Genomic DNA, 22,283 nt, shown 5'->3' with positions numbered 1-22,283 from the left:
CGCGCCACGCGACGGACGGCTGTGAGCGCCGGAGGTGCCGACGCGTGCCCTCCCTCGCCGCGCGCCGACAGCGTGAGCGTCATGACGCCCTTCTCGCCGACGCCGATCATGGCCGCGCGTCCGGGGACGAAGGGCAGCGGAGCGTCGACGACCGCCCCTCCCTCGTCGACGACCAGCCACGGGACGATCCCGCGCTCGCGGAGCACACGCGCGATCTCCTCGGCCGCGCGGCCGTAGGTCTCCTCATTGCCGCCGAAGGAGAGGTAGACGTCACGGGCGGGGACGAACCCCTCGGCGAGCAGATTCTCGACCGCCTCGAGCACGACGATCAGCGGCCCCTTGTCGTCGAGCGCTCCTCGCCCGTACACGATGCCGTCGGCGATGACTCCGGCGAACGGCGGATGCGTCCACGCGTCGGTCTCGTCGACCGGCACCACGTCGTAGTGCGCCATCAGCACGACCGGGCCATCGGAGGCAGGGCCGCTCCCGCGCCAGTGGAAGAGCAGGCCGAACTCCGTGTGCCGCTCGAGACTGAGGCTCTCGTGAACGAGCGGATAGAGCTCGGCGATCAGGGCGACGAACTGCTCGAACGGAGCAGTGCCACGCTGCTCGAGCTCGGCCGACACCGTCGGCAGCTGGATCATCAGTGAGAGGCGTTCAGCGATTCCGGAGCGCGGTTCGGTCACGTCGGCCATCGTAGCGCCGGGCATCGCGCGGTCGGGCCCCCTCCGGTGTGGCCTGCGCGGCATCGAGGCGTCATGCGCGACACACGAGCCGCGAGACAATGGAGAGATGAGTCTGTTCGCCCTGGCACCCAAGCGCGGTCCGCGCTGGCACCTGGCGACGCAGGCCGCCCTCGGCATCGCCGTCCCGATCGCCGTCATGACGCTGCTGGGCCACCCGTCGCTCGGCTACATCGCGGCATCCGGCGCCTTCACGGTGCTGTTCGCGGGCACCGCCGCCGTGCTCGATCGGGCTCGGATCCTGCCGTTCGTCGCCGCCGGCCTGATCGTCAGCGCCGCTCTCGGTGTCGCGGTCTCTCCGAACGCGTGGCTGGTGAGCATCGGCGTCGTGCTGGTCGCGATCGTCAGCGCCGCCCTGGCGTTCGGATTCCGCCTCGGTCCTCCCGGTCCCCTGTTCTTCGTGCTGGTCTTCGGGCTGTCCGCCCATGTGATCGCCGGCTCCTCGATCACGCCGCTCCTCTACCTCGCAGCCCTCGCCGCCGGATGTCTCTTCTCGTATCTCGTCGCGATGGCGCCGCTGCTCCTCCCCCGCAACCGCGCCGTCGATGCCCACCCTCTGAGGGAGCTGCTGCCAGGGCCCACCTTCACCGCGGACTCGCGCGTTCTCGTCCTCCGCGTCGCCATCGTCGCGGTGATCGGTGTGCTGCTGGGCCTGGTGATCGACCCGACACGGACGTACTGGATCGTCGGATCGGCGGTCGCCGTGATCGGCGTCGCCGCCGCGCGGCGAGCCGCCGTGCAGCGCGGACTGCACCGGATGCTCGGCACCGTCGTCGGCGCCGGCGTCTACGCGTTGCTCGCGCTTCTGCATCCGTCGGGCCTGTGGCTGGCTCTGCTGCTGGGCACCCTGCAGTTCACCATCGAGCTCGTCGTCGTGCGTCACTACGCCCTGGCGCTCGTCTTCATCACTCCCCTGGTGCTGCTGCTCACCGGCGCCGCGACCGGAGAGATCGGCTCGATGGACGTCGCGGTCGAGCGCATCATCGACACCGTCGTCGGGGCCGCACTCGGCGCCGCATCGGGGCTGCTGCATCCCCGCGCCGACACGACGACCACCTGACCCTCGACCTCCGCACCAGCGCAGGCCATACTCGCAGCATGACGCGCGCACCCGAGATCGACGAGTACCACCGCAGGCTGACGCCGGAGGATCGGGAGATCTGCGACGTCCTCGCCGCCGAGATCGAGCGCGGACTCCCCGAGGCGACGTCGAAGGTCTGGCACGCGCATCCGGTGTGGTTCCTCGACGGCAATCCGATCGTCGGATATCACCGGCTGAAGGATGCCGTCCGCCTGATGTTCTGGAGCGGACAATCGTTCACCGGCGACGGCCTGACGGCGTCGGGGACGTTCCAGGCGGCGGAGGCGAGGTATCTCGACCTCGGCGAGATCGACACCGCCGCACTGAGCGGCTGGCTCGCCGAGTCACGCACGATCCAGTGGGACTACGAGCACATCCGAACGAACCGGGGACTCGTCAAGCGCACCGAGTTCTGATCGGGACGGGAACAGCAGAGACGCTCCGTCGGTTGCAGTCGGAGGATCGAGAGGACACCGATGGAACTGACGCTCGTCACCTCCGCGTTCTGCGGAGCCTGTTCGCGCACCCGCGCGGTTCTCGCGGACGCGGCCCGCTTCCTCCCCGACGCGACGATCACCGAGATCGACGTCGCTCGCGATCCTGATGCCGCCGAGGCACTCGACATCCGCTTCACCCCCACCGTCATCATCCGCGACGCGGAAGGCACTCAGGTGTTCCGCGCGGAAGGCGTTCCGACCGTGCCCCAGGTGCTCACGGCTGCGGTGAAAGCGCTGCCCGTCTGAGTCGTCGCGGACGCTCTTGCGGATGTCGGACCCCCGGCGAAGAATGAGCGGCAACGGGGTCGATGCCGACCCCGCATCATCCGACTGGGGGCACCACCATGGCGAATCTCAACCCGTATCTGTCTTTCCGCACCGAGGCACGACAAGCGATGGAGTTCTATCGGAGTGTGCTCGGCGGTGATCTGGTCATCAACGTGTTCGGCGAGTTCCCCGACATGGTCCAGAATCCGGATCAGAAGGACCTCGTGATGCACGCGCAGCTCACGACGTCCGACGGACTCGTGCTCATGGCATCGGACACACCCGATGGCATCCCGTTCGAACCGCCTCAGGGCTTCTCCGTCTCTCTCAGCGGCATCACGCAGGCGCGGGCGCAGGAGGTCTGGGACGCGCTGGCCGACGGCGCGGCGATCACGATGCCGCTCGACGCCCCGCCGTGGGGCGGAACGTTCGGGATGCTCGTCGACCGGTTCGGTGTGCCGTGGATGCTGCACGGCGACCCGGAGTGACGCCCCGTCCCCCGCGGTTCGCCGGGCCCGAGGTCAGCGCAGCGCGTTCGCCTCGATGAAGGAGCGGAGTTCGTGCTCGTCGTCGGCCATCTCGGTCGTGCGCTGCGGAGCGTCGAGCATCGAGCGCAACTCGGAGGAGTACTCCAGTTCGACACCGATCGCCTCACGGATCGTCTCGGCGAACTTCTGAGGCTTCGCGGTCTCGAGCACGAGCATCGGCACACCGGGCTCGACGTAGTCCCGCGCGACCTTGACGCCGTCTGCGGTGTGCGGGTCGATGATGTCGCCCGACGCGTCATAGACCGCCTTGATGGTCGCGAGCCGGTCGTCATGCGTCGAGGTGCCGCTGACGATGCCGAACTCCTCGACGAAGCGCTCGAGGTCTGCGGTGAAGTCGAAGTAGCCCTGGGTGTCGAGTTCCTGCCAGGCGCTCACGACGCGGGCGGCGTCGCGGCCCACGAGCTCGAAGATGAACCGTTCGAGGTTCGACGCCTTCGAGATGTCCATCGACGGGCTCGACGTCGCGAGGGTCTGGGCCGCGCTGCGCGGGCGGTAGACGCCGGTGCGGAAGAACTCGTCGAGGACGTTGTTCTCATTGGCGGCGAGCACGAGGCGACGGATCGGAAGACCCATCTGCTTGGCGAAGAAGCCCGAGAGGATGTTGCCGAAGTTGCCCGACGGCACCGTGAATGACACCTCGGTCCAGCCGCCGGCATCCGTCGCGCGAAGCCACGCCCAGAAGTAGTAGACGACCTGGGCGGTGATGCGGGCGAGGTTGATCGAGTTCACCGCACCGAGGTTCTGAGCGCGCTTGAAGTCCAGGTCGCCCGCGAGCTGCTTGACGAGGTTCTGGCAGTCGTCGAAGACGCCGTCGACGACGATGTTGTGGATGTTCTCGTCATCGAGCGAGAACATCTGCGCTCGCTGGAATGCGCTCATGCGCCCCTTCGGAGAGAGCATGAACACCGAGATGCGGTCCTTGCCGCGCAGCGCGTGCTCGGCAGCGGACCCCGTGTCGCCGGACGTCGCGCCGAGGATGTTGAGCACCGACCCCTTGCGCTCCAGCGCGTACTCGACGACCTGGCCGAGGAACTGCATCGCCATGTCCTTGAACGCCAGGGTCGGCCCCTCCGACAGCCCCACGAGTGTGAGGTCGTCGCCGATCGAACGCAGCGGGACCACTTCTTCGGGGAACGGCTCGTACGCCGCGGCGGTCATGCGTGCGAGGTCGACCCGCGGGATGTCGGTCGCGAACAGGCCCAGCACCTCGGTCGCGAGCTGCGGATACGTCAGTGCGCGCCAGCGCTCGAGGGTCTCGCCGTCGACGGTCGGCATCGTCTCGGGAACGGCCAGGCCACCGTCGGGTGCGAGCCCTTCGAGCAGCGTCTCGCAGTACGGCAGCGGCTGCATGCCGCCTCGGGTGGAGATGTACTGCACGGGGGCTCCTCGGTTCGGGATCGGCACGGGACTTCCATTGTCGCAGGTGCGGTGATGCACGTTTCACTGCCGATCACGTGACCGCGCGGACACCTCCGCGGATGCACCGCCCGACCGGCTCGCGACATAGCGCGTCCTCGCCGCCCTGGCAATGGGATTCCCGAGATCGGCACCGACTCGTAGCGTGACACCATCAACAGAATCAGGAGCCATCATGACTGCGAAGATCCGCACCGCGCATGACGACCAGCCCATCGACGGCCAGGCTCCCCAGACGACGTCCGCCTCGGTCGAGACGCGCTACGAACGCGTCGACCTCGACCGGTATGTCGTGCTTCACGATGGCCCCGTAGGCTACGTCGAACACGTGCATCCGGTCTTCGTCTGCTACGTGGGACACCCGTACACCCATTCCGAGGAGATCGCTCAAGTGCATGACTTCCATGACGCAGTGAAGACCGTGCTGCACCGTGCCGTCGCGACTCGGCGCGCTCTGTGAGCCACGACGTCTGGCCCGGCTCCCCCTACCCGCTCGGCGCGACCTTCGATGGTCAGGGCACGAACTTCGCCCTGTTCAGTGAGGCCGCCGAGAAGGTCGAGCTGTGCCTGTTCGACGACGACGGCAACGAGGAGCGCGTCCTCCTCGAAGAGGTCGACGCCTTCGTGTGGCATGGCTACCTGCCGTCGGTGCAGCCCGGTCAGCTCTACGGGTACCGCGTGCACGGCTCGTACGATCCTGCTCAGGGCCAGCGATTCAACCCGAACAAGCTCCTGCTCGACCCCTACGCCAAGTCCGTGGCCGGACGCATCGACTGGGGTCAGCCGCTCTTCGGCTACGACTTCGGCGACCCCGATTCGCGCAACGACGAGGACTCCGCCGCCACGATGGTCAAGGGCGTCGTCATCAACCCGTTCTTCGAGTGGGCCGGCGACCGCCTGCCCAAGACGCCCTATGCGCAGACCGTGATCTACGAGGCGCACGTCAAGGGCCTCACCGAGCGGCATCCGGACGTGCCGGAGGAGCTCCGCGGCACGTACGCCGGGATCGCGCATCCCTCGGTCATCGAGCACCTCGTGCATCTCGGGATCACCGCGATCGAGCTGATGCCGGTGCACCAGTTCGTCTACGACTCGACGCTCCTCGACAAGGGACTGACGAACTACTGGGGCTACAACACCCTCGCGTTCTTCGCACCGCACAACGACTATGCCTCGAGCGGCCAGCACGGCCAGCAGGTGCAGGAGTTCAAGGCGATGGTGCGCGCCCTGCACGCCGCCGGCATCGAGGTCATCCTCGACGTGGTCTACAACCACACCGCCGAGGGCAACCACATGGGCCCGATGCTCTCGATGAGGGGCATCGACAACGAGGCGTACTACCGCCTCGAAGAGGACCGCCGGTACTACACCGACTACACGGGCACGGGGAACAGCCTCAACGCGGGCAATCCGCATGCGCTGCAGCTGATCATGGACTCGCTGCGCTACTGGGTCACCGAGATGCACGTCGACGGATTCCGCTTCGACCTGGCGTCGACCCTCGCTCGCGAGTTCTACGACGTCGACCGGCTCGCGGCCTTCTTCGAGCTCGTGCAGCAGGACCCGATCGTCTCGCAGGTGAAGCTGATCGCCGAGCCGTGGGACGTCGGACCCGGTGGATACCAGGTCGGCAACTTCCCCCCGCAGTGGACCGAGTGGAACGGCAAGTACCGCGACACCGTGCGCGACTTCTGGCGCGGCGAGCCGCAGGCCCTCGGGGAGTTCGCTTCGCGGCTGACGGGATCCGCCGACCTCTACGAGCACTCAGGTCGGCGTCCCGTGGCATCGATCAACTTCGTCACCGCGCATGACGGCTTCACGCTGCGCGATCTCGTCTCATACAACGAGAAGCACAATGACGCCAACGGCGAGGACAACAACGACGGTGAATCGCACAACCGCTCCGACAACAACGGTGTGGAGGGCCCGTCCGACGACGAGGCCGTCAACCGCATCCGCGCCCGGCAGCAGCGCAACTTCCTGGCGACGCTGCTGCTGTCGCAGGGCGTGCCGATGATCGCTCATGGCGACGAGCTCGGGCGCACGCAGGACGGCAACAACAACGGCTACGCGCAGGACAATCAGATCACCTGGGTCGACTGGGAGGCTGCGGACGGACCCCTGATCGAGTTCACGGCGGCTGTGGCCCGCCTGCGCCGCTCGCACCCGACCTTCCGTCGCAGCCGCTTCTTCGACGGGCGCCCGGTGCGCTCGGAAGACGGCGAGCGCGTTCCCGACGTCGTGTGGCTGCGGCCCGACGGCCGCCGCATGGAACCGGAGGACTGGGACTCGGGCTTCGGCCTCGCGATCGGCATGTTCCTCAACGGTCAGGGCATTCGCGAGAAGGATCGCCGCGGGCGCCCGGTGTCGGATCAGAACTTCCTCGTCTACTTCCACAGCGGAGCGGATGCGATCGATGCCGTGCTGCCGGACGAGCGGCACGGACTCGCCTGGGAGGTGGCCATCGACACGGCCTCCGATCGGGCGGGCGGAAAGCCGCTCGACGCCGGGGCACCCGTGACTCTGGAAGCCCACTCGCTGCTCGTGCTGCGCGAGGTCGATCAGACCGAGGTTCCGACGGACGATTCCGTCGAGGCATCGCTGCGCATCCAGACCGAGCGCGCCGAGACCCCGTCGCCCGCACCGAGCCCGGAGCTGCCTCGATGACCCAGCGCCCGCTGTCGACGTATCGCCTGCAGATCCGCGCCGGATTCACGCTCGACGACGCCGCGGCGGTCACGGAGTATCTGGCCGACCTCGGCTCGTCCTGGGCGTACCTGTCGCCGTTGCTCGCCGCGGTACCGGGCTCCGACCACGGATACGACGTCGTCGACCACTCGCGGGTCGACGACGCCCGCGGCGGACCGGAGGGCCTGGAGCGCTTCGCCGCGGCCGCTCGTGGGGCGGGGCTCGGCATCCTCGTCGACATCGTGCCGAATCATGTGGGGGTGGCGATCCCGCGCGCGAACCTGTGGTGGTGGGACATGCTGCGGCTCGGCGGTGCCTCGCGGCATGCGGTGGCCTTCGACATCGACAAGCGTGTCGCCGAGGGACGGGTGCGACTGCCGATCCTCGGGTCCTCACTGGCAGAGGTGCTCGCCGCCGGCGAGATCGAGATCGATACGACGCCCGCGGACGATGCGCCGGACGGCGTCCTGAGCTACTTCGACCACGTGCTGCCACTGGCACCCGGCACGGGAGAACTCGCGGCCGACCTGCCCGCGCTGCTCGACGCCCAGCACTACGAACTGCGGTTCTGGGAGGATCAGAACACCGATCTCGACTACCGCCGCTTCTTCGCGGTCTCCGAACTCGCCGGCATCCGCGTCGAGCTCCCCGACGTGTTCGACGAGTCGCACCGCGAGATCGCCCGGTGGATCACCGAGGGCCTCGCCGACGGGGTGCGCGTCGACCACCCCGACGGCCTTTCGGACCCCGGCGCCTACCTGGAGCATCTCGCCGATGCGACCGGCGCCGCCTACACCCTGGTCGAGAAGATCCTGGAACCCGGGGAGCAGCTGCCCTCCTGGTGGCGCACCGACGGCACCACCGGCTATGACGCCCTCGGCGAGATCGACCGCGTGCTGGTCGACGGAGCCGGCGTCGACGCTCTCGACGAACTCGACGCCCGGTTGCGCGCCGAGACCTCGCTGCCGGCCGCGGAGTCGTGGCACGACCTGATCCTCACGACCAAGCGGATGGTCGCCGACGACCTGCTGCAGTCCGAGGTGCGCAGACTCGTGCGAGCCCTTCCCTTCGGCGTGGTCGATGCCGAGGACGCCCTGACCGAGATCATCGCGAGCTTCCCCGTGTATCGGGCGTATCTGCCTGCGGGTCGAGAGCACCTGGAGCACGCGATCGACGATGCGGCGACACGGCGTCCCGACCTCGCCGAGGCGATCGGCGAGCTCGCGCCTCTGCTCATGGACACGAGCCTCGAGGTCGCCGAGCGGTTCCCCCAGGTGACCGGTGCGGTGATGGCGAAGGGCGTGGAGGACACCGCGTTCTATCGCTTCACACGTCTGGGCACCCTGACCGAGGTGGGTGGCGATCCCTCGATCGCGTCTCTGCCGGTCGACGAGTTCCACGCGGCCCAGCAGGCACGACTCGCGTCGTGGCCGCACTCGATGACGGCTCTGTCCACGCATGACACGAAACGCTCGGAAGACGTCCGCGCGCGCCTGTCGGTGCTCGCGGAGGTGCCCGAGCGCTGGGCCGAGGTGCTGACCGAGCTCCGGGCCATCGCCTCGACCGGTCACGGCCCGCTCGACGCACTGCTCTGGCAGGCGGCGGTCGGCGCCTGGCCGATCTCGTCTCAGCGCCTGCGCGACTACGGTCTGAAGGCGGCACGCGAGGCCGCCGAGGCGACCGGATGGCAGCATCCCGACGAGGAGTTCGAGGAGGGCGTGCTCGCGATCGCGGATGCCGCGAACGGCTCCGCCCGAGACGTGCTCGAGCGTTTCGTGCAGGAGATCATCGCTCCGGGTCGGGTCAACTCGCTGTCGGCCAAGCTTCTCCAGCTCGCCGCACCGGGCGTTCCCGACGTCTATCAGGGCACCGAGCTCTGGGACCACTCCCTGGTCGACCCCGACAACCGCCGGCCCGTCGACTTCGCCGCACGGTCGGAGATGCTGCGTCAGCTCGACGACGACGTCGCGCGCGGCGTCCTGCCCGCGATCGACGACTCCGGTCTCGCGAAGCTGCTCGTGACCTCGCGCGCACTGCGCCTGCGACGCGACCACGCCGATCTCTTCACCGGCTACCGGCCCGCCGGCGTCGCCGGCGAGGCGTCGGCGCACGCCGTCGCGATGGACCGGGGCGGAGTGATCGCAGTGGCCACGCGTCTGCCGGTCGCGCTGGCACGCCGCGGGGGCTGGGGAGACACCGTGCTGATGCATCGTGACCTTCCGGTGCAGGATGCGCTCACCGGTCGCCGGTTCGACGGAGGACCGCTTCTGATGGCCGATCTGCTCGACACCTACCCCGTCGCGCTGCTGGTGGAGGATCGATGATCTCGGTGTGGGCCCCGCACGCGTCGAGTGTGCGCCTGCGACGGTTGACCCCCGCCCGCGTGCCGATCTCGGAGCACGACCTCACGCCCGCACCTGATGAGGAGGGCTGGTGGAGTGCGGATGTCGCGATGGCGGAGGGTGAGCGCTACGGGTTCCTCCTCGACGGCGGTGACGACCTGCGCCCCGACCCCCGCTCGCGACGACAGCCCCACGGCGTGCACGGCCCCTCCGCGCTGTTCGACGCCTCTCGCTTCGAGTGGACCGATGCAGACTGGACAGGACGGCAGCTCGCCGGTGCGGTGATCTACGAGCTGCACGTCGGCACCTTCACGCCCGACGGGACTCTGGATGCCCTGATCGGGCGACTCGATCACCTCGTCGACCTCGGCATCACCCACATCGAGCTGCTTCCGGTCAATGCCTTCAGCGGCACCTGGAACTGGGGATACGACGGGGTGCTCTGGTACACCGTGCACGAGGCCTACGGAGGCCCCGCCGGATACCAGCGCTTCGTCGACGCCGCCCATCGGCGCGGTCTCGCGGTGATCCAGGACGTGGTCTACAACCACCTGGGTCCGAGCGGCAACTACCTGCCCGAGTTCGGGCCGTACCTGCGCACCGGCGAGCAGACCTCCTGGGGCGAGTCGGTGAACCTCGACGAGCGCGCAGTGCGCGAGTACATCATCGAGAACGCCCTGATGTGGCTGCGTGACTTCCATGTCGACGGACTGCGCCTGGACGCCGTGCACGCACTGCACGACGAGCAGACCCCGCACATCCTCCACGAGCTGTCCGAGCGGGTCGACGCGCTGTCGGCCCAACTCGATCGGCCACTGAGCCTGATCGCCGAGTCGGACCTCAACGACCCCATCATGATCCTGCCTCGAGAGGCGGGCGGACATGGCCTCACCGCGCAGTGGTCCGACGACTGGCATCACGCCGCGCACGTCGCGCTCACCGGCGAGACCGAGGGGTACTACGCCGACTTCGCGGCCCCGGACGCACTCGTCAAGGTCACCGAGCACGGCTTCTTCCACGACGGCACCTTCTCGTCGTTCCGGGGACGCACGCACGGCGTTCCGCTGCCCGCCGAGGTGCCCGCCTGGCGACTGGTCACGTTCGCGCAGGATCACGACCAGATCGGCAACCGCGCCGCGGGCGATCGTCTCACGGCCACGCTCTCGCGCGGGCGACTCGACGTCGCCGCCGTACTCACCCTCACGGCCCCGGGCACACCCATGCTGTTCATGGGCGAGGAATGGGGAGCGACCACGCCGTGGCAGTTCTTCACCTCGCACCCCGAGCCGGAGCTGGCCAGGGCCACGGCAGAAGGGCGCATCGGCGAGTTCGCGAAGATGGGCTGGGATCCCGCACAGGTGCCCGACCCGCAGGACCCCGAGACCTTCGATCGCTCGCACCTCGACTGGCGCGAGCCCTCGGCACCGGAGCACGCCGGCCTGCTCGACCTCTATCGCCGACTCATCGCGCTCCGCAGTCAGAACCCCGATCTCACGGGTCCCGATCAGACGCGCACGCACGCGACGCTCGTGACCCCGGACGCGGCACCGGAAGCTCGCGCGTTCCGGATCGACCGGGGGCAGACGTCGGTGCTCGTGAATCTGACCGCCGGCGACATCGCCTTCGACATCGCAGCGACGGATGTCGTACTGCTCGAGACCGCGCCCTCACGAATCGATGCCGGTCGACTCGTCGTCGCCTCGGAGTCGGCGGTCATCGTCGAGCGGATGCGCTGAGGCCGGTCAGCCGTCGGAGAGGTCTCGCGCGAAGCAGAGCGAGAGGTCGCTGCCGACATAGTGCCCGTAAAGCGGGATCGGCTCATATCCCTCGCGCTCGTAGAAGCGCACCGCATCGGGCTGCGCGGTTCCGGTCTCCAGCACCAGACGTCGGATGCCGAGGCGTCGCGCCTCGTCTTCGAGGGCGCGCAGCACCGCGACGGCAGCACCCGTTCCGCGACTCGCGGGGGCGGCGTACATGCGCTTGATCTCGGCGACATCGGGGCCGAGCACCCCGGCATCGAGCGGACGCAATCCACCGCAGACGACAGCCTCACCATGGTCGTCGCGCGCGATCAGGAAGACCGGGACGTCGTCGGCCGTCGGGATGACCCCCGGCTCGTGATCATCGCTGCCGTACCGCGCATCGAGCTCCGCACGCTGCGCCCTGCGCAGGCGCTCGGCATCGTCGTGGATCCACTCGACCCGTTCGATCGTGACACCCATGGTCCACACGCTCCTTCGTCTTCCCTCGGCGGCGATGACCACGCTACCGAGACGAGGTTTCCGGACTGTTGCGCGCTGACAGGCCCACGTGGGCGATCAAGTATTTCCTGAATTCAGTAAATTCTGTACTGTGGGGTCGTGACCCTCACCGCATCCCTCCCCCACACGGCAGCCGTGGCGCGACTCGGACATGCGCTCTCCGACACGTCGCGCGCCGCGATCCTGCTCGCCCTGCGCGAGACGCCCGCGTATCCGTCGGACCTGGCCGACGATCTCGGTGTGAGCCGACAGCTCCTCTCGAACCATCTGGCCTGTCTCCGCGGATGCGGACTGGTCGTGGGTGTCGCAGAGGGTCGGCGCACACGATACGAGCTCGCGGATCCGCATCTCGCGCCGGCGCTCGAAGAGCTGATGCGCGTCGCCCTCATCGTCGATCCGACGTGCTGCGACGGCGATGGGTGCACCTGCTGATGTCGCTCCCGATCGTGTCATCCGCGCGAAAGAACACCGTGCATCGCCGCATCCGCCTGATCGTCGGAATCACCATCGCCTACAACGTCGTCGAGGCGGTGGTCGCTCTCACCGCCGGCTCGATCGCGTCGTCGGCGGCGCTGATCGGCTTCGGACTCGACTCGACGATCGAGGTTCTGTCGGCGGCGGCCGTCGCCTGGCAGTTCTCGCGGAAAGACCCCGACCGCTGGGAGAAGCCGACGCTGCGTGTGATCGCCGTGGCGTTCTTCGCCCTGGCCGCCTACGTCACCGCCTCGTCGGGACTCGCACTCTTCTCCGGCGAGCGTCCCGAGCACAGCACAGTCGGGCTCGTCCTGACCGCGGTGAGCGTGCTCGTGATGCCCTTCCTCTCACTCGCGGAGCACCGCGCGGGGCAGGAGCTCGGATCCGCGACCGCGGTGGCGGACTCGAAGCAGACTCTGATCTGCACGTATCTCTCGGCCGCGGTGCTCGTGGGCCTCGCGCTCAACTCGCTGCTCGGCTGGTGGTGGGCGGATGCGGTCGCCGGTCTCGTGATCGCGGCGTTCGCCGTCCGTGAAGGCGTCGAGGCGTGGAAGGGCGATGCCTGTGCGACGTCGATCGGGATGCTCCTCGATGACGACCATGACGACGGTGACGATGACGACCACCACCACCGGACTCACTGAGCGATATTCCCTGCATGTTTCTCGTGAGGGCGCGTCATCATTCCGCCCCGTCGCGGTCTTGAAGGTGAGACGAATGGCGAGCACGGGGGAACAGCTCGATCCACGTCTGGGCCGCGCCACTCCCCATCCAGCGCGGCTCGCGGGTGGAGCCCTCTCCCACGGCTCCACCCGCACTTCCCCTCTCCCGGCGCGGAGCCGAGGGCAGGGCAGCGCGGATCAGATCCAGCCGCGCTCCTCCGCGAGCAGCACCGCCTGCTGACGCGTACCCACCGCCAGCTTCGCGAGCACAGCCGAGATGTGGTTTCGCACGGTCCCTGGCGCGAGCGACAGCGATCGCGCGATCTGCCCTGTCGTCTCGCCGCGTCGACCTGCACGCAGCACGTCGAGTTCGCGGTCGGTGAGCGGCGCCCGTTCGTCGCTCAGAGCATCCGCCGCGATCTCGGGGTCGACGTACCGCGCACCCGCCGCGACGCGACGGATGACGTCGGCGACCTGGTCGGCGCCCCGAGATTTCGGAAGGAATCCCGACACTCCGGATGCCAGAGCACGCCGCAGCACGCCTGGTCGAGCATGACGCGTGACCACGACGCATCGGGTGGCGATGGCGCGATTCAGTCGCTCCGCGACCTCGACTCCGTCGAGCCCCGGCATCTCGAGGTCGAGCAGGCAGACGTCGGGCTCCAGCCGAAGGGCCTCGGCCACCGCCTGCTCCCCGTCGGCACACTCGGACACCACTTCGATGTCGCCCTCCAACCGCAGCAGCGCGGCGAGAGCCGAGCGGATCATCGCCTCGTCGTCGGCCAGCAGCACCCGGATCATCGCCGCAGCCCCTCGCTCGTCGGTGCGGTCTCCCGTGCCGGCACCGTCACGATCACACCGAATTCACCCTCGGTCTCTCGGATCTCGAGCGTCCCCCCTGCCTCGGTGATCCGGCGTCGCACGCCGTCGATCCCGGAGCCGATTCGATCCTCGGGTGCCGCCGGGTCGGCGTCGTTGACGATCTCGAAGCGCCACCCCTCCGCGACTCTCGACAGGGAGAGCCGAGCGCGGCGACCCGCGCCGTGGCGGAGCACGTTGGTGGTCGTCTCTCGGATCACCGGTCCGAGAGCGTCCGCGGGTGCCTGATCCGTGTCCGCAGCGATCGCGGTGTCGACCTCGAGACCGGCCGCCGACAGCAGGTCTCGCGCATTCGCGACCTCATCTGCCAGCGGCACCGTGCGGAACTGCGTCGCCAGATCGCGGGTCCCCTGCCTCGCGTCATCGACACTGCCCCGCGCGAGCCGCAGCTGCTCGAGCGCTGCTGCCGGATCGCGCTCCATCAGCCGCTCCGCCAGCTCCAGCTGCAGCGCGATGACCTGCAGGTGATGGCCCTGCAGGTCGTGCACGTCGGTCGCGACGCGCAGGCGCTCCTGGGTCGCGGCAAGCCGGGACTCGGAGGCACGAGCGCGATCGAGCGCGACGAGGACATCCCACCACCACAGCGAGCTCACCGTCATCGACAGGATCAGCACCGCATAGAGCGAGGGGCCCCAGACTTCCGGGCCGCCGACCGTCGCGCCTCGCGCTCCGTCGACGAATGCCAGCACGATCAGGAGCGCCGTCAGGAAGAGGACCACCCGGTAGCGCACCCCGCGCGGCCAGTTCAGCAGCACGAGCGACTGCGCGATCGGCATCGCGCCGAGCAGCAGGCTGTCTGCAAGGACCCCGGCTGCGACCCCGTAGCCGATGGCGATCAGGAGCGGAGCCGCGATGCGGGCCCACGGGATGCCCGCCTCGGCATCGAGGCGACGACGATAGTCGGCCAGCAGCGGCATCGTCGACAACCACCAGACGAGTCCGCCGATGCCGACGACGAGCGGCACGACAGCACCGCCCGGTTCGACGAACACGCGGAGAGTCCAGATGAACACCAGGAAGAGCTCGACGAAGACCACAGCCGAGAACGTGTACCACCACGTCGCGGTGATCCCCCGTGCGAGCTGTCGCGCACCGGGCGGTGGATCGCCCACCGGTGCGGAGAGGCGAGAGGGACTGCTCATGCCCCCACGATACGGGCGTGACAGATGTCATGGATGCGGCGTGCGAACCGCCCGGGAAGGAGTGACGGCTCGACACTGCCGCTCGCCGGAAGAGTCGGATGGACTGGATCCATCGCGTCGGACACTCCGCCGCAGTGACCCGCAGGAGAACACCATGAATCTCGTCGAGACCTTCCAGGACATCGTCGCGCAGGTCCCCGACCTCGTACAGCCGCTCATCGTCGCACTGGCGGGTGCGATCCCGTTCATCGAGGGCGAGGGAGCCGTCGCGATCGGCATCATCGGCGGTATCAATCCGGTCGTCGCCGCGATCGCGGCCATCGTCGGCAACTTCCTGTGCGTCGCGGTACTCGTCATCGCCAGTTCCGGTGCGCGGACAGCGATCGTCAATCGCTCGCGGACCCGTCAGGCGGCCCTCGCAGGCGGCGGCACGGTGAGTGAGGAGCAGCAGGAGACGACGCCGCGGAGTGCAGCCCGACGCGAGAAGTTCCAGCGTGCGTTCGAGCGCTACGGGGTGCCGGGAGTGAGCCTGCTCGGGCCGCTCCTGCTGCCCACGCATTTCACCGCCACGATGCTCGCGGCGTCGGGCGTCGGCAAGGTGCGCATCCTGATCTGGCAGGCGGTCGCGATCATCGGCTGGACGACCATCGTCGCAGTCATCGTCGGCGGCGCCGTCTACGCCATCCGCTGAGGCGTTGGCCCGCCCTCGCGGTCGCTGCGCGGCCGGTCCGCGTCCACGCCCGCGCACGAAGGAGCGGCATCCGTCGACCCATGGCGTCGACGGATGCCGCTCCCGGCTCGTGCGTGATCAGCGTCGTGAAGCACCCGCTCGACGCTTCACAGAGACTCCGGCTGCGATGGCCCCTCCGATGAGCAGCACCCCGGCGATCGGCAACAGCGACAACCCGCTGTCACCGCCGGTGATCGCGAGTTCTCCGCCGGTCGGAGCCGCCGGTGTCACGGACGGCTTCGACACAGGGGTCATCGTCGGCACCGGGGTCACCGTCGGCGTCGCGGACGGCGTGGGCGTCGCGGTAGGCGTCGGCGTCGCGGTGGGCGACGGAGCCGGCACCGGCACCGGTGTCGGTGTCGGTGTCGGTGTCGGCGTCGGCGTCGGCGTCGGCGTCGGCGTCGGCGTCGGCGTCGGCGTCGGGACGACGTTGGCGATGTTCGTCAGCGTCAGCACCACGCCCGCGGACGTGCCCGGTGTGACTTCGTATGTTCCGTCACCCGCGTCGACCACACCGTCACCGGTGATGCTCCAGTCCCCCCACTCGACCCCGTCGATCACCGGCAGATCGATCTCCTCGATCACGAACGTGGATCCCAGCGGTGCGCGAGCGCTGCGGACCGCCTGCCCGACGGGCACCGTCACCGTCGTCGCCGGAGCATCCGACCCCTTGACCACGTATCTGATCGTGTACTCGGCATCGCGCACCGCCGCCGCCTGAGCACCGGTCAGCACCTTCGTGATCGAGAAGTCGGTGTACATGACGCCGCTCCCGTCGCCGCCGCCCGTTTCGCGCACGGTGTAGGTCGCCTTCGTCTCGATCGTGTTGACGATCGCGTGGTTGCCGAACACGTCGCCCTCGTCGACCGCGCCGTCGGCCTGCGTGTAGTAGATCAGCTCATAGGCATAGCCGCTGGTCGGCAGTCCGCGTGCTGCCAGGCGGAACGAGAGCCCGTCGTCAGCGAAGTCCATCTCGTATCGCGCGGGATCGACGGATGTCCACTCCCCCGTCCGCGCTCCGTCCTGCACCCTGCTCTGACGCAGGATCATCTCGCCCGTGTAGTGATGGTCGTCGAGTCCGCCGTCGAGGGTGTCCGCGATCGTGAAGGCACCACCGTCGACATGACCGCTGGGCACTCCAACCGTCCACTTGAGCAGACCGTCGGTCGCCGTTGCGCCGCCGTATTTGTACGGCTCCTCCTGCTCGGCCGGGCTCTCGGGGACGATCCCTCCGGAGCCGGGCAGATCCACGATCTCGATGGTGTCGCCCAGGTCGAAGCTGACAGTCTCGCTGCTCGTCGACTGCGAGGCGCGCGCCTGCATCCAGAAGGTGCCGCCGACCTCCTCCAACCCCGCGACCTCGGACGTGAGGGTGCAGACGACGTCGGGGCCCTGCCCTGCGGACACGTGGCAGTTCGCGAGCACCGCGCCGGTCTCCGGATCGGCGATCTCGAAATCTCCCGCAGCCTGACGACTGAACTCGGCGGGTAGCGTCATGCCGAACGTCTCCCCCGCCTGCGCGCCGTCGGGAACCGCCCATTTCCCGGAGATGTGGACGGTGTTCCACTGCCCGAGTTCACCGCTCCCGCTGTCGGTGCTGAGCACGAGGCCGCTGATCGCGTCGGCATACGTCACCGTCGGAGCCGCCGCTGCGGGGATCATCGCCCCGAGCGCACCGGCGAGTGCGAGCACCCCACCGGCGAGAGCGGCGACGATGCGATACGCCCGCGAACGCCGCCGATCCCTGTCTGATCTTCCGTCGAACACGCGCGTATGAGCGCGCAGAACACCGTTCTCTCCGGTCATCGTCTTCCCCAGTCCGATTGAGGCCGCGCCCAGTCGCGACCCCTTCTAAGAGAACAGAGAATCGGTCGAGGATGACGCGATCACCGGTATACAGCACCGATATTCCGAAACTGCGGCTTATGAGAAGGGCGTGGTTCAGCGCACCGCGCCCGCGGTCAGACCCCCGACGAGCCAGCGCTGGAAGAACACGGCGGCCGCGAACACGGGAATGACGCCGATGAACGACGCCGCGGCGATCTTGCCGAAGTGCGGCGTGCGATCGCCGTAGAAGAGCGAGAGTGCCACCGGGAAGGTCTGCGAATCGACGCTCTGCGTGAGGAAGGTCGCGAGGAGGAACTCGTTGTAGTTGAGGATCGCGACGATGATGCCGATCGCGACCAGACTCGGCAGCAGCAGCGGAACCACCACCGACCACAGCATCCGCGCCGTCCCCGCGCCGTCGATGAGCGCCGCCTCCTCGATCTCGATCGGCAGACGTCGGATGAACCCCTCGAGCAGCCAGACCGCGACCGGCACGTTGACGAGCGCATAGACGAGGGTGAGCCCGACGAGCGTGTTGTTGAGTCCGACCACGCGCAGGAGCGAGAGCAGCGGAACCACCGCGACGATCGGCGGGAGCAGCCACGGACTCATCAGGGTCGCCGCCAGAGTGCGGCCGCCCGCATTGTGGCGAACGATCGCCCAGGCGCCGGGGACCGCGAAGGCGAGCGAGATCAGCGCGCCGCCGATCGCTGCGGCGAGAGAGTTGAGGATCGAGCGAGGGATGTCGGTCGCGAGCACGTCACCCCAGTTCGACCAGTGCGGGTCGGCGCTCCACAGCACACCGGACACCGTCTCGTCGCGGCCCATGAGCGACACCGAGAACAGGTACGCGAGCGGCACCAGCGTCACGGCGAGGGCGATGAACAGCACCGTGCTCGCCACCGGCCTCCGGCGGATCGTGCGCTCACTCATTCCGGGCCTTTCGTGCGAGTGCCGCAACGCCGAGGGTCACGGCGGTGACGATGACGGCGAAGACGAGGGTGATGGCCGAGGCCCGCCCGATGTCGAACTCCTTCAGCGCCACCTGCTGGATGAGATACGTCGTGGTCGTGGATGCCTGACCGGGGCCGCCCGAGGTCATCACGAACACCAGATCGAACACCTTGAGCGCGATGACGATCCTGATGAAGAAGGCCGCAGCCACCGTGCCGGCGATCGCGGGCCAGGTGATGTGCCGGAACAGGCCAGTGCCGTGCGCTCCATCGAGCGAGGCCGCCTCGCGCACGGCCGGATCCTGCGTCAGCAGCGCGGCGTACACGAGGATCACGATGAGCGGCGTCCACTGCCACACGTCGGCGAGACCGATCGCGGGCAGCGCCCAGGCGGTCGACGACAGCGGGGCCAGGGAGACGCCGGGCAGCAGTGTCGCGAGCAGCCCGCCTCCGGGGTTGAAGACGAGCTTCCACAGCGTGCCCACCACGACCGGAGGCGTGATGAGGGGCAGAAGCAGCAGCGTCCGCACGACCGCTCCCGCACGGGTCGCCCTCTCCAGTGCCACCGCGACGGCGACTCCGAGCACCACGCTGACGACAGCCACGACGATCGCGTAGGCGACCGTGCGCACGAAGGACGCGACGACGTCGCCATCGGTCAGGATGCTCTCGAGATTCTCGGTGCCGACCCACTCCTGGAAGGGCCGGCCGAGCGTCGAGTCCGTGAAGGCCGCCGCGAGGATGAACGCCAGCGGGTATGCACCCAGGACGACGATCGCCAGGACGGTCGGGGCGGTGAGCACCGCCGCACGGCGACCCGCCCGTCCCGACACGAGGCGGGACGGGCGGGTCGGACGGACTCGCGTCGAGAGGTCAGCCAAGGATCTCTTCCCACTCGGCCTGAACGCGGTCGAGCGTCTGCTGCGCGGTGCCGCCGTCGCCGGCGATCAGCTTCGCGAGCTCGTCGGTGAGGATCTGCGCCGCCTGCGAGGCGTTCTCGCCGGTCGGCCAGGCGAGCGAGCCGCTCAGCGTCGTGCGGTTCACCCGCTGCAGGTCGGGGTAGGTCTCCCCGTATGCCGCGCTCTCGAGCGACGACTCGCGGTTCGGATCGATGCCCGTCTGCGGGTCGGCGACGATGAGCTCGGAGTTGACCTCGCTCGACGCGGCGTATTCGATGAACGCCTTGGCCAGGTCGGTCTTCTGCGTGTTGGCGGCGATGACCCACGTGAATCCGGCGACCAGCGACGCGCGCGCCTCCGTGTTGTCCCCGCCGACGGGCAGCGTCGTGACTCCCCACTTGCCGGCGACCTTCGAGTCGGGGTTCGTCTCCGACCCCACGCCCAGGTCGGTCCAGTTCTCGATGAACCCGACCTTGCCGTCGTACCAGGCGCCGTTGCCGACGCCGAAGTCGGTCTCGGCAGCCGTCGGGAACGCGTAGGGCACGGCATCCACCAGCGCCTGCGCGGCGGCCACGGCTTCGGGCGAGTTGATGGTGGGCTTGCCGTCTTCGTCGACGAACTCGCCGCCGAAGCCGGCGAGGCGGTTCGCGTACGCGGCGCCGAGGATCAGCGGCGACTTCTGCCCGAAGATCGCCGAACCGTAGACGCCGTCATCGCCCTCGTTCTCGGTGATGGTCTGCACGTCGGCGAGGTACTCGTCCCACGTCGCCGGCGGCTCGGTGATGCCGTTCCGCTCGAGGATCTCCTTGTTGTAGAAGAGCACGTGGGTGTCGCCGTCGAAGGGCAGTCCGTACCGGCGGTCGCCGACCAGCGTGTACGGGTCGTTGATCGACGGGATGAAGTCGTCCTCCTCGAGCGAGGGGGTGTCGGCGATCCAGTCGGTGAGGTCCTGGATCGACCCGCCCTCGGCGAGGTCGCCGATCGAGACGTACCACGGGGCCGCGACGTCGAAGGTATTCGCGCCCGACTGCTGGTCGAGGGCGAGGGTCGAGCCGATCTCGTCGTAGGGCACGATCGTGAGGTTCACCTCGGCGCCGGTCTCCTCTTCGAAGTGCTCCTTGAGCCAGTTGCCGGCGCCCTCGTGCGAGGTGATGAGCAGGGCGTTGAGGGTCTGACCGGAGAAGTCGCCGTCGGCACCGGACGATCCGGACTCGGGCGCCTGCGCCGCGCAGCCCGCGATGACGATCGTCGCGGCGGTGAGGCCGGCGGCACCGAGAAGGATGCGGCGACCGCCGCGGCTCGGAAGAAGGGACATGGGGGCTCCTCAGGCTTCGGGTCGGGGAAGCAGATCGGCGCTCACGCTAGGGCGTGGCAGCCGCATCGCGCACGATGCGCGTAACAGTGGGTCGCACCGTGACCGATTGTGTCGCCGCGCTCAGCGGCGGCCGCGAAGACCGGACTATGGTCGCGTCGTCCCCGACCTTCTGAGGAGCACCGTGTCACGTCGCATCATCCTGAACGCCTTCGACATGACGTGCGTGACCCACCAGGCTCCGGGACTCTGGCGGCACCCCGACAACCAGGCCGATCGCTACCACGATCTCGACTACTGGGTCGATCTGGCGAAGACCCTCGAGCGGGGAAAATTCGACGCGATCTTCATCGCCGACGTGCTGGGCACCTATGACGTCTACCGCGACTCGGCGGCCACGGCGCTGGGCGACGCGACGCAGGTTCCGCTGGGCGACCCGGTCGTGCAGATCTCCGCGATGGCGCACGCCACCGAGCACCTCGGATTCGGAGTCACGGTCGCCACCACCTACGAACAGCCGTACGCACTCGCCCGGCGCTTCTCGACCCTCGATCACTTCACCCGCGGACGCGTGGGATGGAACGTCGTCACGAGCTACCTCGACTCCGCCGCCCGCAACCTCGGGCTCGACACCCTCATCGCGCACGACGACCGATACGAGATCGCCGAGGAGTTCCTCGACGTCACGTACAAGCTGTGGGAGGGCTCCTGGGAAGACGACGCAGTGCTGCGCGACCGGGAGTCCGGGGTGTTCGCGGATGCCGCGCGCGTGCATCCGATCGGCCACGACGGCCGGCACTACCGGGTCCCCGGCATCCACCTCGCCGAGCCCAGTCCGCAGCGCACCCCCGTGATGTTCCAGGCGGGCGCATCGCCCCGGGGCAGGCAGTTCGCCGCGAAACACGGCGAGGCGATCTTCATCAACGGGCTGCGGCCCGAGGCGACACGTCCGGTCACGGATGACATCCGCGACCGCGCGGAGGCGCTCGGGCGCCCGCGCGACTCGGTCAAGATCCTCACCCTCGTCACCGTGATCGTCGCTGCCACCGACGAGGAGGCCCAGGCTCAGCTCGCGGACTACCGCCGCTACGTCTCGGTCGAGGGCGCACTCGCGCTCTACGCCGGGTGGACCGGACTCGACCTGTCGCAGTACGACCCGGACGTGCCGCTCGAGTACGTCGACACGGATGCAGGGCGATCCGCCCTGTCGGTGTTCACCAAGGCCGACCCCGAGCGCAAGTGGACGCCCCGCGACATCGCGCACTACGTCGGCATCGGCGGCATCGGACCCGTCATCGTGGGCGGGCCGCAGACGGTCGCCGACGAACTGGAGCGCTGGGTCGAGGTCGGCGGTGTCGACGGCTTCAACCTCGCCTACGTCGTGACACCCGGCTCGTTCGAGGACATCGTCGAGCACCTCGTGCCGGAGCTGCGCCGCCGGGGCCGCACCTGGGACGACTACCCCGAGGGCACCCTGCGCGGGCGTCTCAGCGGCGACGGCTCCCCCGTCGTTCCGGAGTGGCACCCGGCGCACGCGTATCGCGGCGCCTACGTCGGCGGCG

21 protein-coding genes are annotated in these 22,283 nt (G+C 68.8%); 12 read left to right on the top strand and 9 right to left on the bottom strand.

Annotation, left to right across the window (positions count from 1 at the left end; all coding sequences use genetic code 11):
• A partial coding sequence (locus tag RTM68_RS08835) for a M20/M25/M40 family metallo-hydrolase (RefSeq protein WP_312170138.1) occupies positions 1-695 on the bottom strand: 695 nt, incomplete at its 3' end.
• Between the two features lie 97 nt (positions 696-792).
• Here RTM68_RS08835 and RTM68_RS08830 point away from each other — a divergent pair.
• The 4 genes from RTM68_RS08830 (at position 793) to RTM68_RS08815 (ending at position 3,076) form a co-directional block, all read left to right on the top strand.
• A complete protein-coding gene (locus RTM68_RS08830) occupies positions 793-1,803 on the top strand; it encodes an FUSC family protein (RefSeq protein ID WP_312170136.1) in 1,011 nt (336 codons plus the stop codon).
• Positions 1,804-1,841: 38 nt separating this feature from the next.
• The gene (locus RTM68_RS08825) at positions 1,842-2,240 is read left to right on the top strand and encodes a DUF1801 domain-containing protein (RefSeq protein ID WP_312170134.1); all 399 of its coding nucleotides are present in this window, start codon (positions 1,842-1,844) and stop codon (positions 2,238-2,240) included.
• Between the two features lie 60 nt (positions 2,241-2,300).
• Complete coding sequence (locus RTM68_RS08820) at positions 2,301-2,567, top strand: thioredoxin family protein (RefSeq protein WP_312170132.1); 267 nt, start codon at positions 2,301-2,303, stop codon at positions 2,565-2,567.
• Positions 2,568-2,665: 98 nt separating this feature from the next.
• Entirely contained in the window at positions 2,666-3,076 is a 411-nt protein-coding gene (locus RTM68_RS08815; RefSeq protein WP_312170130.1) for a VOC family protein, read from the top strand.
• Positions 3,077-3,109: 33 nt separating this feature from the next.
• Here the strand turns inward: RTM68_RS08815 and thrC are convergent, their stop codons facing one another.
• Positions 3,110-4,513 carry a threonine synthase gene (gene thrC / locus RTM68_RS08810; protein ID WP_312170129.1) on the bottom strand — a complete coding sequence of 468 codons (1,404 nt, stop codon included), beginning with the start codon at positions 4,511-4,513 and terminating at the stop codon, positions 3,110-3,112.
• Between the two features lie 214 nt (positions 4,514-4,727).
• On the opposite strand from thrC, the gene RTM68_RS08805 reads away from it, so the two are divergent.
• Genes RTM68_RS08805 through treZ form a run of 4 tightly spaced genes read left to right on the top strand, consistent with a single transcriptional unit; the run spans position 4,728 to position 11,318 of the window.
• On the top strand, positions 4,728-5,012 hold the full coding sequence (locus tag RTM68_RS08805; RefSeq protein WP_312170127.1) for a hypothetical protein: 285 nt from the start codon (positions 4,728-4,730) through the stop codon (positions 5,010-5,012).
• Positions 5,009-7,219, top strand: coding sequence for a glycogen debranching protein GlgX (gene glgX / locus RTM68_RS08800; protein ID WP_312170125.1), 2,211 nt, complete (start codon positions 5,009-5,011; stop codon positions 7,217-7,219). Before RTM68_RS08805 ends, glgX begins: the two co-directional genes overlap by 4 nt.
• Complete coding sequence (gene treY / locus RTM68_RS08795) at positions 7,216-9,564, top strand: malto-oligosyltrehalose synthase (RefSeq protein WP_312170124.1); 2,349 nt, start codon at positions 7,216-7,218, stop codon at positions 9,562-9,564. Before glgX ends, treY begins: the two co-directional genes overlap by 4 nt.
• Positions 9,561-11,318 (top strand): malto-oligosyltrehalose trehalohydrolase, encoded by a 1,758-nt coding sequence (gene treZ / locus RTM68_RS08790; protein ID WP_312170123.1) that lies wholly within the window; start codon positions 9,561-9,563, stop codon positions 11,316-11,318. Before treY ends, treZ begins: the two co-directional genes overlap by 4 nt.
• A gap of 6 nt (positions 11,319-11,324) precedes the next feature.
• On the opposite strand, the gene RTM68_RS08785 is transcribed toward treZ, so the two are convergent.
• On the bottom strand, positions 11,325-11,804 hold the full coding sequence (locus RTM68_RS08785; protein WP_312170122.1) for a GNAT family N-acetyltransferase: 480 nt from the start codon (positions 11,802-11,804) through the stop codon (positions 11,325-11,327).
• Between the two features lie 138 nt (positions 11,805-11,942).
• On the opposite strand from RTM68_RS08785, the gene RTM68_RS08780 reads away from it, so the two are divergent.
• Positions 11,943-12,275, top strand: coding sequence for a metalloregulator ArsR/SmtB family transcription factor (locus RTM68_RS08780; RefSeq protein WP_312170120.1), 333 nt, complete (start codon positions 11,943-11,945; stop codon positions 12,273-12,275).
• Positions 12,275-12,961 carry a cation transporter gene (locus tag RTM68_RS08775; protein ID WP_312170118.1) on the top strand — a complete coding sequence of 229 codons (687 nt, stop codon included), beginning with the start codon at positions 12,275-12,277 and terminating at the stop codon, positions 12,959-12,961. Before RTM68_RS08780 ends, RTM68_RS08775 begins: the two co-directional genes overlap by 1 nt.
• A 216-nt stretch (positions 12,962-13,177) precedes the next feature.
• Here RTM68_RS08775 and RTM68_RS08770 read toward each other — a convergent pair whose 3' ends face one another.
• Both RTM68_RS08770 and RTM68_RS08765 read right to left on the bottom strand, forming a co-directional pair.
• Positions 13,178-13,780 (bottom strand): response regulator transcription factor, encoded by a 603-nt coding sequence (locus RTM68_RS08770; RefSeq protein ID WP_194762823.1) that lies wholly within the window; start codon positions 13,778-13,780, stop codon positions 13,178-13,180.
• Positions 13,777-15,000, bottom strand: coding sequence for a histidine kinase (locus RTM68_RS08765; protein WP_312170116.1), 1,224 nt, complete (start codon positions 14,998-15,000; stop codon positions 13,777-13,779). The genes RTM68_RS08770 and RTM68_RS08765 overlap by 4 nt, the downstream gene beginning before the upstream one ends.
• 154 nt (positions 15,001-15,154) lie before the next feature.
• On the opposite strand from RTM68_RS08765, the gene RTM68_RS08760 reads away from it, so the two are divergent.
• Positions 15,155-15,691 (top strand): small multidrug efflux protein, encoded by a 537-nt coding sequence (locus RTM68_RS08760; RefSeq protein ID WP_312170115.1) that lies wholly within the window; start codon positions 15,155-15,157, stop codon positions 15,689-15,691.
• A gap of 117 nt (positions 15,692-15,808) precedes the next feature.
• Here the strand turns inward: RTM68_RS08760 and RTM68_RS08755 are convergent, their stop codons facing one another.
• The 4 genes from RTM68_RS08755 to RTM68_RS08740 form a co-directional block, all read right to left on the bottom strand.
• Positions 15,809-17,536 (bottom strand): Ig-like domain-containing protein, encoded by a 1,728-nt coding sequence (locus RTM68_RS08755; RefSeq protein ID WP_312170113.1) that lies wholly within the window; start codon positions 17,534-17,536, stop codon positions 15,809-15,811.
• A gap of 135 nt (positions 17,537-17,671) precedes the next feature.
• Entirely contained in the window at positions 17,672-18,490 is an 819-nt protein-coding gene (locus RTM68_RS08750; protein ID WP_312170111.1) for a carbohydrate ABC transporter permease, read from the bottom strand.
• Complete coding sequence (locus tag RTM68_RS08745) at positions 18,483-19,391, bottom strand: sugar ABC transporter permease (protein WP_312170109.1); 909 nt, start codon at positions 19,389-19,391, stop codon at positions 18,483-18,485. Before RTM68_RS08745 ends, RTM68_RS08750 begins: the two co-directional genes overlap by 8 nt.
• Positions 19,384-20,724 carry a sugar ABC transporter substrate-binding protein gene (locus RTM68_RS08740; RefSeq protein WP_312170107.1) on the bottom strand — a complete coding sequence of 447 codons (1,341 nt, stop codon included), beginning with the start codon at positions 20,722-20,724 and terminating at the stop codon, positions 19,384-19,386. Before RTM68_RS08740 ends, RTM68_RS08745 begins: the two co-directional genes overlap by 8 nt.
• A 181-nt stretch (positions 20,725-20,905) precedes the next feature.
• On the opposite strand from RTM68_RS08740, the gene RTM68_RS08735 reads away from it, so the two are divergent.
• Positions 20,906-22,283: LLM class flavin-dependent oxidoreductase (locus RTM68_RS08735; protein WP_312170105.1), on the top strand; the 1,378-nt coding region annotated here is incomplete at its 3' end.

The organism is Microbacterium sp., assembly GCF_031988965.1.
Classification (GTDB): Bacteria; Actinomycetota; Actinomycetes; order Actinomycetales; family Microbacteriaceae; genus Microbacterium.
This window is presented reverse-complemented; position numbering and strand designations above follow the sequence as displayed.